Origin of the sequence: Pseudomonas sp. MS19, from assembly GCF_013277615.1 — a bacterium.
In the GTDB taxonomy this organism is placed as follows: Bacteria; Pseudomonadota; Gammaproteobacteria; order Pseudomonadales; family Pseudomonadaceae; genus Aquipseudomonas; species Aquipseudomonas marincola.
Genome location: NZ_VBTO01000009.1, coordinates 187,982 through 203,390, shown reverse-complemented (window position 1 = coordinate 203,390; position 15,409 = coordinate 187,982). Strand labels below are relative to the sequence as shown.

The window sequence follows — 15,409 nt, the reverse complement described above, 5'->3', positions numbered from 1 at the left end:
CAAATCAAGGCCCGCATTGACGCGGGTCTTGTATTTGGTCCGGCTGAAAATGCTAGCCTGAGCGTATTGATCACTGGCACTGGAAGCTTATGCGCGCGCACACAGAGCCCCTTCACCTCTACAAGTCTGCCCGGTTGCCAGCGCACTGGCTGGCCATGCTGTTTGCCCTGCTCACCGGCGGGCTGGCAGGTTGCAGCTCATTGCCCAGTTTGACCACGCGGCCTGAGTCAATGGCTTTGGGCCAGGACGAAGCGCAAAACACCCGTCTGGGCAAGGCGTTGCAACCACTTGTCAGCAGCCATCCGGGGGAGTCCGGGATTTACCCTCTGGACAATCCGCGAGACGCCTTCGCCGCACGCGTGCTGCTGGCCAACGCCGCCGAGCGCACGCTGGATGTGCAGTATTACATTTGGCGCGGCGACACCACCGGCACCTTGCTGATGCAGGCGCTGCTTGATGCCGCCGAGCGAGGTGTGCGCGTACGCCTGCTGCTGGACGATAACGGCACCAGCGGCATCGACCGTGAACTTGCCGCACTCGACAGCCATGCCAACATCGAAGTGCGCCTGTTCAACCCATTTCGCACCCGTTCGGCGAAGTGGACCGGATTTATCACCGACTTCAAGCGCTCCAACCGGCGCATGCACAATAAATCATTCACCGCCGATAACCGGGCCAGCATCATTGGCGGGCGCAACGTCGGTGACGCCTACTTTGGCGCAACCGACGGCGTTCTGTTTGCGGACCTGGATGTCATCTCGGTCGGGCCAGTGGTGAGCGATGTGTCCAGCAGCTTTGACCGCTATTGGGCCAGCGAATCGGCCTATGCGGTGAACGACTTTCTGCCCCAAGCCGACGCGGCCGAGCGCGAAGCCATAGGCGCAGCGGCCACTTCCATCGAACACAATCCCAAGGCCAATGCCTACGTAACAGCCCTGAAAAACCTGCCCTTTATCAGCAAGCTGCTCGATGGCGAACTGGAGCTGATTTGGGCCAACACCCGCATGGTCAGTGACGATCCGGCCAAAGGATTAGGCAAGGCCGCGCCCGATGGATTGCTCATCAACAGAATCAGCAACATTCTGGTCGCCCCCACTCACCACGTAGAGTTGGTTTCGCCTTACTTTGTCCCGACCAAAGTTGGGGTGGACGCGTTTAGCAAGCTGAGCCAGAGCGGGGTCAAAGTGCGCGTGCTAACCAACGCCTTCGAGGCCACCGATGTGCCCGCAGTGCATGCGGGTTATGCCAAATCGCGCAAAGACTTGCTCAACGCTGGCATCGAGATTTACGAGGTACGCAGGCTCGCCCCAACCAGCAAACAGATCAAAGGCCGCAACTCTTTCGGTAGCAACGGTTCCAGCCTCCACGCAAAAACTTTCGCCGTGGATGGCACGCGGGTGTTTGTTGGATCGTTCAACTTCGACCCACGCTCGGCCAACCTCAACACCGAACTCGGTTTCGTCATCGACAGCCCGCATCTGGCGCAACGCATGCAAAATGCATTCGACCATGACCTGCGCCTGTTCGCCTATCAGCTCAAGCTCGACGAACAAGGCAATATCATCTGGCTCGAACAAGACGCCGATCGGCAGATTATCCACACCAAGGAGCCGGGCAGCAGCTTGTGGTCACGCAGCATGGTGGGTTTCCTGTCGATTCTGCCCATCGACTGGATGCTTTGAGGGCGCGGCGCTCAGGCTGAAAATACGCTGCAAAAAGCCGGACACGAGCACACGCACAAGCGCTTTTTCGGCGCGCTGTGCATAATGCGCCTATGAGCCAAGCCCCGATCAAAGCCACTGTTCCCCGTCGTCTTCGCTGGCGCAGCCTGCTGCTGCTCGGTGTATTGCTGGCGCCGTTGCTATGGCCGCTGCAGGTCTCTATCGAGCGCTATTACGGCGCGCAGCTCAATGACCAGAAGCGCCAGATTCTCGATTTATACGTGGCCAACCTCCTCGGCACCCTGAGCCGCTACGAAGTGCTGCCGCCGATTTTTGGCCAGTTGCCAAGCCTGCGCCAATTGCTCAAAGGGCAAGCCAATATTTCCCTGCAAGATCAGGTGAACCGGCAACTGGCGAGCTTGCGCAAGCAAACCGGCGCCGATGTGATCTACCTCATGGCGCCAAACGGTCAAACCCTCGCGGCCTCCAACTGGAACGACGAGGACTCATTTGTCGGCCGTAACTTCTCTTACCGCCCCTACTTTCGCGAAGCCTTACAAGGCCGTCACGGCCGCTTCTTCGGGCTGGGCACAACGTCGCGCAAGCGCGGCTACTTCTTCGCCGATGCGGTGCGCGATGGCGACAACATACTCGGCGTGGTCGTGGTCAAAGTCGATCTCGATCACACCGAAACCCTCTGGGGCGATCGCCCTGAACGCTTGCTGGTGACCGATAACTACGGGGTGGTGATTCTCACTTCGCATCCTGACTGGCGCTTTCGCTCGACGCGCCCGCTGGATAACGCCGAACGTGCGGTCATTGCCGACACCCAGCCCTATCGCATTCAGTCACCGTCGCCCCTGCACCTCAATGAAAAAGCCTGGCTCAAGCAGAGCACGCATCTGGAAGATATCGACTGGACGGTGAGCATTCTGGCGCCACGGCGCATGCTCGATGGCCCGGTGCGCACCGCAGTTGCGGTTGGCGGCGCATCGCTGATGATGCTGATATTGCTGCTCGGTCTGCTCATGCAGCGCCGACGCCATTATCTGGAGCGCATCGCGCTCGACACACACGCCCGCCAAGTGCTGGAGCAACGCGTGCTGGAACGCACGCTCGACCTTGAACAACTCAACAGCCGCCTGCGCCAGGAAGTCCTGGAACGCGAGCAAGCGCAACAGGAACTGGTGCGCGCGCAGGACGAACTGGTACAGGCAAGCAAACTGACGGCGCTTGGCACCATGTCAGCCAGCATCAGTCACGAACTCAATCAGCCGCTCGCCGCCATTCGCAGCTATGCCGACAACGCCGGCGTATTGCTCGACCACCAACGCACCGACGATGCCCGCGCCAATCTCAAGCTCATCAGCCAACTCACCGAGCGCATGGCCTCAATCATCGCCCACCTGCGCGCTTTTGCCCGCCGCGATCGCCACGCACCGGAAACCGTCGCACTGCAATCCGCTCTGGACGATGCATTGGCATTGCTGGCCAAACGCCGCCGTGCGCTGGATGTCGAGCTGATCCGCGACCTGCCCGAAGCCACCTTGTGGGTGCAAGCCGGGGAAACCCGCCTGCGCCAAGTGCTCAGCAACCTGCTGGCCAATGCCCTTGATGCGCTCAGCGAGGTGCCGCCGCCACGGCGTTTGTGGTTGAGCAGCGTGGTCAGCGCAGACGGCATTGAACTGCACATCCGCGACAACGCTACCGGCTTCTCGGCCGAGGCGCTGCAACGCGCACGGGAGCCATTTTTCACCACCAAGACCAGCGCGCAGGGGCTCGGGTTAGGGCTGGCGATTTGCGACAGCCTGATGCGCGCATTCGGCGGCGAACTCAGCTTCGACAATCATCCGCAAGGCGGCGCCTTGTTGATCCTGCGCATGAAGGCCGGTGATAACAGCATGAGTCGGGTGAGTGATGACTTGGCCAATGAGACGTGAAGCGTCGCGGCCGAGCTGGTTCGTAGCTTGCATACTGGCAGCAGTGCAACCTTGAACACCGTGCTAAACCGCCTCTATTTTTGTGCAGTCGCTTGCAAAGGAACCCTCACATGACCCGCCTCGACGCTAACACTCAGGTGCTGCTGATTGATGATGATCCACACCTGCGTCAGGCTCTGAGCCAAACCCTTGATCTGGCCGGATTGAAGGTCGTCACTCTCGCCGATGCGCGGGGTGTTGCCGAGCTGATTCAGCCGGACTGGCAAGGCGTGGTGGTCAGTGATATTCGCATGCCGGGCATTGATGGCCTGCAACTGCTGGCGCAACTGCATGAACAAGACCCGCAATTGCCCGTGCTGTTGATTACCGGCCACGGTGATGTGCCGTTGGCGGTGCAAGCCATGCGCAGCGGCGCCTATGACTTTCTTGAAAAGCCGTTCGCCAGCGACGACTTGCTTGAGTCGGTGCGCCGCGCATTGGCGCTACGCCAGCTGGTTCTGGAGAACCGCAGCCTGCGTTTGGAGTTGGCGGACCGCAAGCAACTCGCCGCGCGGCTGGTCGGGCTATCGCCTGGCATGCAACGCTTGCGTGAGCAGATCGGCGCGCTGGCCGGGATCAATACCGATGTACTCATTCTCGGTGAAACCGGTGCTGGCAAAGAGGTCGTAGCGCGTGCCCTGCACGATTTATCCAACCGCCGCGCCGGCCCGTTTGTGGCGATTAACGCGGGCGCACTGGCTGAGTCTGTGGTCGAGAGTGAGCTGTTTGGCCACGAAGCCGGCGCCTTTACCGGCGCGCAGAAACGCCGGATCGGCAAGTTCGAATTTGCCGCTGGCGGCACCCTGTTTCTCGATGAAATCGAAAGCATGAGCCTCGATGTGCAGGTCAAGTTACTGCGCCTGTTGCAGGAGCGTGTGGTTGAGCGCTTGGGCGGTAACCAATTGATTCCTTTGGATATCCGCATCATCGCCGCGACCAAGGAAGACCTGCGCCAAGCGGCGGATCAGGGCCGCTTCCGCGCTGACCTGTATTACCGGCTGAACGTCGCGCCGCTGCGGATTCCGCCACTGCGCGAGCGCGCCGACGATATTCTGCTGCTGTTCCAACACTTCACCGAAACCGCCAGCTCGCGCCACGGCCTGGCCGTGCGCGAACTCACTGCCGCGCAGCGCGCACAACTGCTGCGCCACCCCTGGCCCGGCAATGTGCGTGAGCTGCACAACGCCGCTGAACGCTTTGCCTTGGGCCTTGATTTGGGGCTGGAAGCCGGCGCCGATGCATCGAACGCCACGGCTGAGTTCAGCGGCACACTGAGCGAGCAGGTCGAAGCCTTCGAGAAATCCCTGATCGCCAGTGAGCTTGCACGCTCGCACAATTCATTACGCAGCGTGGCCGAGGCGCTTGGCGTGCCCCGCAAAACCCTGCACGACAAACTGCGCAAACACGGCCTGAGTGGCGGAAGCTCGCCAGACGAAGCGGAGTAGTTGGCGGATTTCCGCCACATGTCCCGACCAAGTCACTTTCTATAACCGGCATTCGGTTTTTCCGAGCGGCCTAAACCGCCGTGTCACGCATAGCAGCGCTCATTTTATGGCGCTTGGCACAGGCTGGCATGCCGGTTGCTCTAGTTAAGTCCTGGCCCACAACGCGGTAAATTCGGTCTATTGCAGCCTTTGCCCGTCATTTTTTGACAGGCCGCCTAGACTTGCAGTTGTTGCCCAGTAATACGCGCTACCGCGATAACCACAAAAAGAGGAAGCATCGCATGTTCAAACTTTCTGCCAAGGCGCTCGCGTGCGCCCTGTCACTGAGCATCGCTGGTATGGCTCAAGCAGCCGACCCGATCGTCATCAAATTCTCCCACGTAGTGGCCGATAACACCCCGAAAGGCCAAGGTGCCAACCTGTTCAAGAAGCTCGCGGAAGAGCGTCTGCCGGGTAAAGTGAAGGTTGAGGTTTATCCGAACTCTTCGCTGTTTGGCGACGGCAAGGAAATGGAAGCGCTGCTGCTGGGCGACGTTCAGCTGATCGCGCCATCACTGGCCAAGTTTGAGCAATACACCAAAAAACTGCAGATTTTCGATCTGCCGTTCCTGTTCAACGATATCAGCGCAGTCGACAAGTTCCAGCAGAGCCCAGAGGGTCAGGAACTGCTGACTTCGATGGAGTCGAAGAACATCACCGGTCTCGGCTACTGGCACAACGGCATGAAGCAATTGTCTGCCAACAAAGCCCTGTACGAGCCTAAAGATGCTCGCGGCCTGAAGTTCCGCGTACAGGCTTCTGCCGTACTCGAAGAGCAGTTCAAAGCCGTTCGCGCCAACCCGCGCAAAATGAGCTTCGCCGAGGTTTACCAAGGCCTGCAGACTGGCGTGGTTAACGGTGCGGAAAACCCGTACTCGAACATCTACAGCCAGAAGTTCAACGAAGTTCAGAAGTACATCACCGAGTCCAACCACGGTGTACTCGACTACATGCTGATCACCAACACCAAGTTCTGGAACGGCCTGCCGGCTGATGTCCGCACTGAACTGGACAAGATCATCGTGGAAGTTACTGCTGAAGTGAACAAGCAGGCTGATGCCCTGAACGCCGGTGACAAGCAGCGCATCATCGACGCTAAAACCAGCGAAATCATCACCCTCACGCCAGAGCAGCGTGCTGAGTGGCGCGATGCCATGAAGCCGGTCTGGAAGAAGTTTGAAGCTGATATCGGTGCCGACCTGATCAAAGCCGCCGAGGCTTCCAACCAGTAAGGTGAGTTTGCCGCAAGGCACGACTCCCGGCAGCGGCCACGCCCGCTGCCGGCCATTACGGCTGGCCAGTTCCATGCCGGTTCTGGCCAGCAGTTCATACCTCTGGAGAATTTATCGATGAACGCCCTGCGGCGAGCCTGGGATCACTTCGAGGAAGGTTTTATTGCCTTTCTGTTGGGTGCCATGACTCTGGTTACCTTTACCTATGTAATCCTCAACAACCTGTACACCTTCTTCTACAGTTGGGCTGACAACTGGGAAGGCGCCAGCGAGTCCTTGCTGTGGATTGGCGACCATATCCTCGACATGGCTCAGTCCATGACCTGGAGTATTGCCCTGACCAAGGCGCTATTTGCCTGGTTGATCTTTTTCGGTCTGGCTTACGGTGTACGCACCGCGGGCCATATCGGTGTCGATGCGCTGGTAAAACTGGCTTCACGCCCCGTACAACGCATCATCGGCCTTATCGCCTGCATCGCCTGCCTGACTTACGCCGGCATGATTGCAATTGGCAGCTTTGACTGGGTGAAAACCCTGTTCATCGCGGGCATCGGCGCAGAAGACCTCGGCCATTACGGCATCGCCCAATGGCATATCGCGGCCATCGTACCGTTTGGCTACGCGATGGTATTTATCCGCTTCCTTGAAATCTTCGTGCGAATTCTGCGTAACGAGCAGACTGGCCTCGGCCTGGCTGATGAAGCCGCCGATGCGCTGAAACTGAAAGAACACGAGGCGCAAAAATAATGACCATTCTGTTCCTCTTTGCCGCGCTGTTCGCGCTGATGTTCATCGGCGTGCCGATTGCGGTTTCGCTGGGCCTCGCCGGTTCGGTAACGATTATGTTGTTCAGCCCGGACTCGGTCCGCTCGCTGGCCATCAAGCTGTTTGAAACCTCCGAGCACTACACGCTGCTGGCGATTCCGTTCTTCCTGCTTTCCGGCGCGTTCATGACCACCGGCGGCGTGGCCAAACGTCTGATCGACTTTGCCAACGCCTGCGTCGGTCATATCCGTGGCGGTCTAGCTATTTCGGCCGTTATGGCGTGCATGCTGTTCGCCGCGTTGTCTGGTTCATCGCCTGCCACCGTTGCCGCGGTCGGCTCGATTGCGATTGCCGGCATGGTGCGCTCGGGTTATCCGCAAGCGTTCGGCGCCGGTATCGTGTGTAACGCCGGTACGCTGGGCATTTTGATTCCGCCGTCGATCGTGATGGTGGTCTACGCCGCTGCAACCGAGCAGTCGGTCGGCAAGCTGTTCATGGCCGGGGTTATTCCGGGTCTGTTGCTGGGGCTTGCGTTGATGCTGGCGATTTACATCGTCGCGCGCAAAATGAATCTGCCTGCTCAGCCGCGAGCCACCGTGCGCGAGTTCCTCACGGCTGCGCGCAAAGCCATCTGGGGCTTGCTTTTGATGGTGGTGATTCTCGGCGGGATCTACTCGGGCATGTTCACGCCAACTGAAGCCGCAGCGGTAGCCGCGGTGTACGCAGGCTTTGTGGCGCTGTTCGTGTACAAGGATCTGTCGATCCGCGAATGCCCGAAAGTGCTGCTCGACTCCGGCAAGCTGACCATCATGCTGATGTTCATCATTGCCAACGCCATGCTGTTCGCTCACGTGCTGACCACCGAGCAAATCCCGCAGACCATCACCGCGTGGGTGATCGAAGCTGGCCTGCAGCCGTGGCAGTTCCTGCTGGTGGTGAACATCGTGCTGCTGATAGCCGGTGCGTTCATGGAGCCTTCGGCGATCATCCTGATCCTGGCGCCGATCCTGTTCCCGATTGCCGTGCAACTGGGCATCGACCCGATCCATCTGGGCATCATCATGGTGGTGAACATGGAGATCGGATTGATAACCCCGCCGGTGGGCCTGAACCTGTTCGTAACCTCAGCGGTGACCGGTATGCCGCTGACTCAGGTTATCCGCGCCGCCTGGCCTTGGCTGATGCTGCTGCTCGGATTCTTGATGGTGATCACCTACATCCCGGCTGTTTCAATGGCGCTGCCGAACTGGCTGGGCATGAACTGACCGCTTGACAGCGCATGCTAATGCCCTGCCGGAAACCAACTGCAGGGCATTACCTGAGAAAATGCAGAAAAGGATGCATCTGTAAGAATTAGATTCAAATTTTAAGCCACTGATTCATCTAGAAAAATCCCAAGCCCGGCCTCTGCGCCGGGCTTTTTCATGCCCGCAACTTGCGATGAGTCCTACAACTTCTATCGTTTCCCATTCAGAAAACAAAAAAACAAACCACTGACCAAAGAACTAGTTGTTTAGTTGATTTGAACTGACTTAAGTCAACACGCTGTCATTAATCAGAGCGCCTAATAGTTGCAAGAAACATTTTGTCGCAGGGAGAACGATTATGTCAGAACCCACCCAAAAACTTCGCCTCGGCGCACTGATTGCGCTGGTTGTAGGCTCAATGATCGGGGGAGGAATCTTCTCTCTCCCGCAAAACATGGCGGCCAGTGCCGGCGCCGGTGCCGTTTTAATCGGCTGGGGCATTACCGCTGTCGGGATGCTAGCCCTGGCCTTTGTATTCCAGACGCTGGCTAACCGAAAGCCAGAACTTGATGCCGGGGTTTATGCCTACGCCAAAGCCGGCTTTGGCGACTACATGGGTTTCTCATCCGCCTGGGGTTACTGGATCAGTGCCTGGCTGGGAAACGTCAGTTACTTCGTTTTACTGTTCAGCACCCTCGGCTACTTCTTCCCGGTGTTCGGTGAAGGCAACACGGTTGCGGCGATCGTCGGAGCATCAGTGGTGCTCTGGGCCGTACACTTTTTGGTGCTTCGCGGCATCAAGGAAGCGGCTTTCATCAACTTGATCACTACCGTGGCCAAGGTCGTCCCGCTGATCATGTTTGTGGTGATCACCGCCGTAGCCTTCAAGATGGATATTTTCACATCCGACTTCTGGGGCCGTGGCAACACCGATCTGGGCACTGTGATGGATCAGGTGCGCAACATGATGCTGGTCACTGTGTGGGTGTTCATCGGTATCGAGGGCGCCAGCATTTATTCGGCCCGTGCCGAAAAGCGCTCAGATGTCGGTAAGGCCACCGTTATTGGCTTCATCGGTACATTGTTGCTGCTGGTGATGGTCAACGTACTGTCGATGGGCATCATGAGCCAGCCAGAACTGGCTGAGCTGAAAAACCCTTCAATGGCGTATGTGCTTGAGCACGTAGTAGGCCACTGGGGCGCCATCCTGATCAGTGTTGGTCTGGTGATTTCTCTGCTCGGTGCTCTGCTTTCCTGGGTGCTGTTGTGCGCTGAGATCATGCACGCTGCGGCGAGCGATCACACCATGCCCAACTTCCTCAAGAAGATGAGCTCCAAAGGTGTGCCAACCAATGCGCTGTGGCTGACCAACATCCTGGTCCAGGCGTTCCTGATTATCACCCTGTTTGCCGCCAGCACTTATACCAGCCTGCTGTATCTGGCAACTTCGATGATTCTTATCCCTTACTTCTGGTCGGCCGCCTACGCCGTGTTGATCGGGGTTAAAGGTGAAACCTACGAGCAAGATCCCGGCGCCCGCAAGAAGGATCTGATCATCGGCGGCATCGCGTTGATCTACGCCATCTGGTTGCTGTATGCCGGCGGCTTCAAATACATCCTGTTGTCTGCACTGCTGTACGCACCCGGTGCGCTGCTGTTCGCCAAAGCCAAGCGCGAACAGAACCTGCAAGTCTTTACCGCAATTGAAAAGGTCATTGTCGTTGTCACCGTATTTGGCGCTGCCTTTGCCGCTTACGGCCTCTACGACGGCTTCCTGACCCTTTAATAGCCTTTATAGCAAGGAGAAAAGACATGTCCAAAGTCAAATTAGGCGTTCACTCCGAAGTTGGTAAATTACACAAAGTGATGGTCTGCTCACCCGGTTTGGCGCACTTGCGCCTCACCCCAAACAACTGCGATGAGCTGCTTTTTGATGATGTGATCTGGGTAAGCCAGGCCAAGCGTGACCACTTCGACTTCGTCACCAAAATGCGTGAGCGCAACATCGAAGTGCTGGAAATGCACAACCTGCTGACCGAGACACTGAAGATCCCAGCCGCGATGGACTGGATTCTCGAACGTAAGCTGACCGCCAACCAGATTGGCACCGGCCTGACCGATGAAGTTTCCAGCTGGATGCGCAGCCTTGATCCACGCGCACTGGCCGAGCACCTGATCGGCGGCGTATCAGTGACCGACCTGATCAACGCACTCGGTGCCAGCAAAGAACTGACCATGCTGGGCGATTTCATTGGCGAGTCGAGCTTCATCCTGCCGCCACTGCCAAACACTCAGTTCACCCGTGACACCACTTGCTGGATTTACGGCGGCGTTACGCTCAACCCAATGTATTGGCCAGCGCGCCGTCAGGAAACACTGCTGACCAGCGCCATCTACAAGTTCCACCCAGACTTCACCAACGCGGAATTTGAAGTGTGGTACGGCGATCCAGATCTGGATCACGGTATGGCCACCCTTGAAGGCGGCGACGTTATGCCAATTGGCAACGGCGTAGTACTGGTCGGCATGGGTGAGCGCAGCTCGCGTCAGGCCATCGGTCAACTCGCACAAAACCTGTTTGCCAAAGGCGCTGCCGAGAAAGTAATCGTCGCCGGCTTGCCTAAATCACGCGCGGCCATGCACCTCGATACCGTGTTCAGCTTCTGCGACCGTGACCTTGTCACTATCTTCCCGGAAGTGGTTTCACAGATTGTGCCCTTCACCCTGCGCCCGGATGAAAGCAGCCCGACCGGCATGAACATCCGCCGCGAAGAGAAATCTTTCCTCGACGTGGTTGCCGACTCGCTGAACCTGAAAAAACTGCGCGTCGTACAAACCGGCGGCGACAGCTATGAAGCTGAACGCGAGCAGTGGGACGACGGCAACAACGTGGTTTGCCTCGAACCTGGCGTGGTGGTTGGCTACGACCGCAACACCTACACCAACACTCTTTTGCGCAAAGCCGGTGTTGAAGTTGTCACCATCAGCGCCAGTGAACTCGGCCGCGGCCGTGGCGGTGGCCACTGCATGACCTGCCCGATCCTGCGCGATCCGGTCGACTATTAAAAAGCAATGTTAGGCGCTTACGAGGCGCAACTCGCCAAACCAGCCACAAGCTGTACTGGTAGGCCTGAAATTCTTGAATTCATGGAGATTTAATCATGGCTTTTAACATGCACAACCGTAACCTGCTCAGCCTTGTTCATCACACTGAGCGTGAACTTCGCTATCTGCTCGATCTGTCTCGCGACCTTAAGCGTGCCAAATACACCGGCACCGAGCAGCAGCACCTGCAGCGTAAAAACATCGCGCTGATTTTTGAAAAGACCTCCACTCGCACCCGCTGTGCGTTTGAAGTGGCCGCCTACGATCAAGGCGCAAATGTCACTTACATCGACCCGAACTCCTCGCAGATCGGTCACAAAGAAACCATGAAAGACACGGCGCGCGTTTTGGGCCGTATGTATGACGCCATCGAGTATCGCGGCTACAGCCAGGAAATCGTAGAAGACCTGGCCCAATACGCTGGCGTACCGGTATTCAACGGCCTCACCGACGAGTATCACCCAACCCAGATGCTGGCAGACGTGCTGACCATGCGCGAGAACTGCGACAAGCCTCTGCACGACATCAGCTATGCCTACCTGGGCGACGCCCGCAACAACATGGGTAACTCGCTGCTGCTGGTTGGCGCCAAGCTGGGGATGGATGTTCGCATCGCCGCGCCTAAAGAGCTGATGCCAGACCCTGAGTTTGTTGCGCAGTGCGAAGAGTTCGCCAAAGCCAGTGGCGCACGCATCACCCTCACCGAAGACCCGAAAGAAGCCGTCAAGGGCGTTGATTTCATCCACACCGACGTTTGGGTGTCGATGGGCGAGCCAGTTGAGGCCTGGGGCGAGCGCATCAAGCTGCTGCTGCCTTATCAGGTCAACAGCGACATGATGAAGGCCACCGGAACTCCACGGACCAAGTTCATGCACTGCTTGCCTGCGTTCCACAACACCGATACCAAAGTCGGCAAGCAGGTTGCCGAAAAGTATCCGCACCTGGCAGGCGGCATCGAAGTGACTGAAGAAGTTTTCGAGTCCCCTGCGTGCATCGCGTTTGAGCAAGCAGAAAACCGCATGCACACCATCAAAGCCATTCTGGTTTCAACTCTCGGCGACGTCTAAGCGCCCGCCCGCAACGCCGTGCGTCCTGCACGGCGTTGTTGCTTCACTGAATCCCTTTTGGAGGTATTAGCATGCGTATCGTCGTCGCTCTGGGCGGGAACGCCCTGCTCCGTCGTGGTGAACCCATGACGGCTGACAACCAACGTGAAAACATCCGTATCGCTACCGAACAAATCGCCAAAGTTGCCCCCGGCAATGAGCTGGTGATTGCCCACGGTAACGGCCCGCAAGTCGGCCTGCTGGCACTGCAAGGTGCTGCTTACAAAGCCACCAGCCCTTACCCGCTGGACGTGCTGGGCGCCGAAACAGAAGGCATGATCGGCTACATGATCGAACAGGAGCTGGGCAACCTGCTGCCGTTCGAAGTGCCATTCGCCACCCTGCTTACCCAAGTTGAAGTAGACCCGAAAGACCCGGCGTTCAAGAACCCGACCAAGCCAATTGGTCCGGTTTATTCGAAGGAAGAAGCCGAGGCGCTGGCGGCCGAAAAAGGCTGGAGCATTGCCCCCGATGGCGACAAGTTCCGCCGGGTCGTACCCAGCCCACGGCCTAAGCAGATTTTCGAAATCCGCCCGGCCAAATGGCTGCTCGAAAAAGGCGCGGTGGTGATCTGTGCAGGCGGCGGTGGCATTCCCACCATGTACGGTGAAGACGGCAAGCTACAAGGGGTTGAAGCGGTAATCGACAAAGACCTGTGCTCGGCACTGCTCGCCGAACAACTTGAAGCCGATTTGCTGGTCATCGCCACAGACGTGGAAGCAGCCTTTATTGACTGGGGCAAGCCCACGCAAAAAGCCATTGCCGAAGCCAGCCCGGATGAACTCGACAAGCTCGGCTTTGCTGCCGGCTCAATGGGGCCGAAAGTGTTGGCTGCCAGCGAGTTTGCCCGCAACACTGGCAAGACCGCCGTTATTGGTTCGCTGGCGCAGATTGACGCCATCGTTCAGGGCGTTGGTGGCACCCGGGTCAGCACCGATAGCAAGGAAGTGCGTTATCACTAAGCGCTCGGCATGAAGCCAGGCTCTAGTGTCAAACAACCAGCGCTGCGCGGCCCCCACCGCTCAGCGCTGGTTGCGTTTCAGGCCAGCGCTTTGGCCTGCTCACGCAAGACGAATTTCTGCACCTTGCCAGTCGAGGTTTTCGGCAGTTCGCAGAACACCACTTTGCCAGGCACTTTGAAGCGCGCCATGTGATGCTGACAAAACTTGATGACCGACTCCTCGGTCGATTCAGTACCGGGCTTGAGCGTCACGAACGCACACGGCGTTTCACCCCAGCGCTCGCTGTGCATGGCCACCACGGCGGCTTCAAGAATGTACGGATGGCGATAGAGCACATCCTCGATCTCGATGGACGAGATATTTTCCCCGCCGGAAATGATGATGTCTTTCGAGCGGTCCTTGATCTCGACGTAACTATCGGCATGCCACACGGCCAGATCACCTGAATGAAACCAGCCGCCGGCAAAGGCTTCAGCCGTGGCGGTCGGGTTTTTCAGATAGCCCTTCATCACCACGTTGCCGCGCATGAATATCTCACCAATGGTTTCGCCATCACGCGGCACCGGCTGCAGCGTTTGCGGGTCGGCGACCATCAACTCATCAAGCAATGGCGCACGCACGCCTTGGCGCGACTTGTAACGCGCACGCTGCTCGGGCGCTTCGCTGTCCCACTCATCCTGCCACTCGCACACCACACTCGGCCCGTATGTTTCGGTAAGGCCGTAAACGTGGGTGACCTGAAAACCCTGCGACTCCATCGCCTCGATCACCGCAGCGGGTGGCGGCGCTCCCGCGGTCATTACTTTCACCGGACGGGTTTTCAGCGCTTTAAGCTCAGGCGATGCGTTGGCCAGCATGTTCATTACAATCGGCGCACCACAAAAATGATCGACCGCATGCTCAGCCAGCGCCGGGAAAATCGCCTCGGCGCGCACGTGACGCAGGCACACATTGGTTCCCACATAGGCTGCCAGCGCCCAAGGAAAACACCAGCCGTTGCAGTGGAACATCGGCAGCGTCCACAAATACACCGGGAAGCGCGTCATGTCCCAGCACATGGCATTGGACAACGCATTGAGGTGCGCGCCACGGTGGTGATACACCACACCTTTGGGATTGCCGGTGGTGCCCGAGGTGTAATTCAGCGCGATGGCTTGCCATTCATCCGCCGGCAGCTGCCATGCATAGTCCGCATCGCCCTCGGCCAGAAAAGCTTCGTAGTCGAGTTCGCCGATCAACTGACCCTCATCGTACTCAACGTCGTCGATGCCAATAATCAGCGGGCGGTTGGGCATGTGACTGGTTGCCCGTTGAGCGACCTCGGCAAACTCCTTATCCACCATCAACACCTTGGCTTCGCCGTGCTGGAGAATAAAGCCGATGGCTTCGGCATCAAGGCGGGTGTTGATCGCGTTGATCACCGCGCCGCACATCGGCACACCAAAATGCGCTTCAAACATCGCAATACCATTCGGTGCAATCACCGCCACGGTATCGCCGAGGCCAATGCCGCGCTTGGCCAATGCTGAAGCCAGACGAACGCTGCGGGCGTATGTTTCGCCCCAGGTTTGCCGCTGGCGGCCATTAATCAGTGCAACTCGCTGTGGATAAATACTTGCCGCACGCTCCAGAAAACTCAGCGGGCTGAGTGCCTGAAAGTTCGCAGCTTCTCGCGGCATGCCGTATTCGTAAGGGTTGATGGCGTTCATTTTTATTCTCCTGCGCACCATTACGCTGAACTTATGGTCATAACCCTATCAGTTGCATGGCTTTATTTGATCCTCTACCTTGGTCGAAACAGTGACTTCCAAGTCATACTTCGCGTCAGCATAGGCATCCGAACGGTTAAACCGGCGTGAGTCTGTGTT

At 57.9% G+C, this 15,409-nt stretch carries 11 protein-coding genes; 10 read left to right on the top strand and 1 reads right to left on the bottom strand.

The features are described 5' to 3' along the window. The first annotated feature begins 89 nt into the window (after positions 1–89). The 10 genes from FEZ62_RS11275 (at position 90) to arcC (ending at position 13,541) form a co-directional block, all read left to right on the top strand. Complete coding sequence (locus FEZ62_RS11275) at positions 90–1,682, top strand: phospholipase D family protein (protein ID WP_345940440.1); 1,593 nt, start codon at positions 90–92, stop codon at positions 1,680–1,682. A 107-nt stretch (positions 1,683–1,789) separates the two neighbouring features. Then, positions 1,790–3,601, top strand: a complete 1,812-nt coding sequence (locus FEZ62_RS11270; RefSeq protein ID WP_172927724.1) for an ATP-binding protein — start codon at positions 1,790–1,792, stop codon at positions 3,599–3,601. A gap of 110 nt (positions 3,602–3,711) precedes the next feature. Beyond that, positions 3,712–5,085 (top strand): sigma-54 dependent transcriptional regulator, encoded by a 1,374-nt coding sequence (locus FEZ62_RS11265; protein ID WP_172927705.1) that lies wholly within the window; start codon positions 3,712–3,714, stop codon positions 5,083–5,085. A gap of 281 nt (positions 5,086–5,366) precedes the next feature. Further along, a complete protein-coding gene (gene dctP, locus FEZ62_RS11260) occupies positions 5,367–6,356 on the top strand; it encodes a C4-dicarboxylate TRAP substrate-binding protein DctP (RefSeq protein ID WP_069902390.1) in 990 nt (329 codons plus the stop codon). Between the two features lie 117 nt (positions 6,357–6,473). Beyond that, on the top strand, positions 6,474–7,103 hold the full coding sequence (locus FEZ62_RS11255; RefSeq protein ID WP_069902389.1) for a TRAP transporter small permease: 630 nt from the start codon (positions 6,474–6,476) through the stop codon (positions 7,101–7,103). Next, a complete protein-coding gene (gene dctM / locus FEZ62_RS11250) occupies positions 7,103–8,386 on the top strand; it encodes a C4-dicarboxylate TRAP transporter large permease protein DctM (protein ID WP_172927704.1) in 1,284 nt (427 codons plus the stop codon). Before FEZ62_RS11255 ends, dctM begins: the two co-directional genes overlap by 1 nt. A 337-nt stretch (positions 8,387–8,723) precedes the next feature. Then, positions 8,724–10,154 (top strand): arginine-ornithine antiporter, encoded by a 1,431-nt coding sequence (gene arcD, locus FEZ62_RS11245; protein WP_172927723.1) that lies wholly within the window; start codon positions 8,724–8,726, stop codon positions 10,152–10,154. A 26-nt stretch (positions 10,155–10,180) separates the two neighbouring features. Then, positions 10,181–11,434, top strand: a complete 1,254-nt coding sequence (arcA, locus tag FEZ62_RS11240) for an arginine deiminase (RefSeq protein ID WP_069902386.1) — start codon at positions 10,181–10,183, stop codon at positions 11,432–11,434. A 95-nt stretch (positions 11,435–11,529) separates the two neighbouring features. Beyond that, entirely contained in the window at positions 11,530–12,540 is a 1,011-nt protein-coding gene (locus tag FEZ62_RS11235; protein ID WP_090515585.1) for an ornithine carbamoyltransferase, read from the top strand. Between the two features lie 71 nt (positions 12,541–12,611). Next, a complete protein-coding gene (gene arcC / locus FEZ62_RS11230) occupies positions 12,612–13,541 on the top strand; it encodes a carbamate kinase (RefSeq protein WP_069902384.1) in 930 nt (309 codons plus the stop codon). Between the two features lie 77 nt (positions 13,542–13,618). On the opposite strand, the gene FEZ62_RS11225 is transcribed toward arcC, so the two are convergent. Further along, positions 13,619–15,250 (bottom strand): acyl-CoA synthetase, encoded by a 1,632-nt coding sequence (locus tag FEZ62_RS11225; protein WP_172927703.1) that lies wholly within the window; start codon positions 15,248–15,250, stop codon positions 13,619–13,621. Positions 15,251–15,409: the final 159 nt, after the last annotated feature.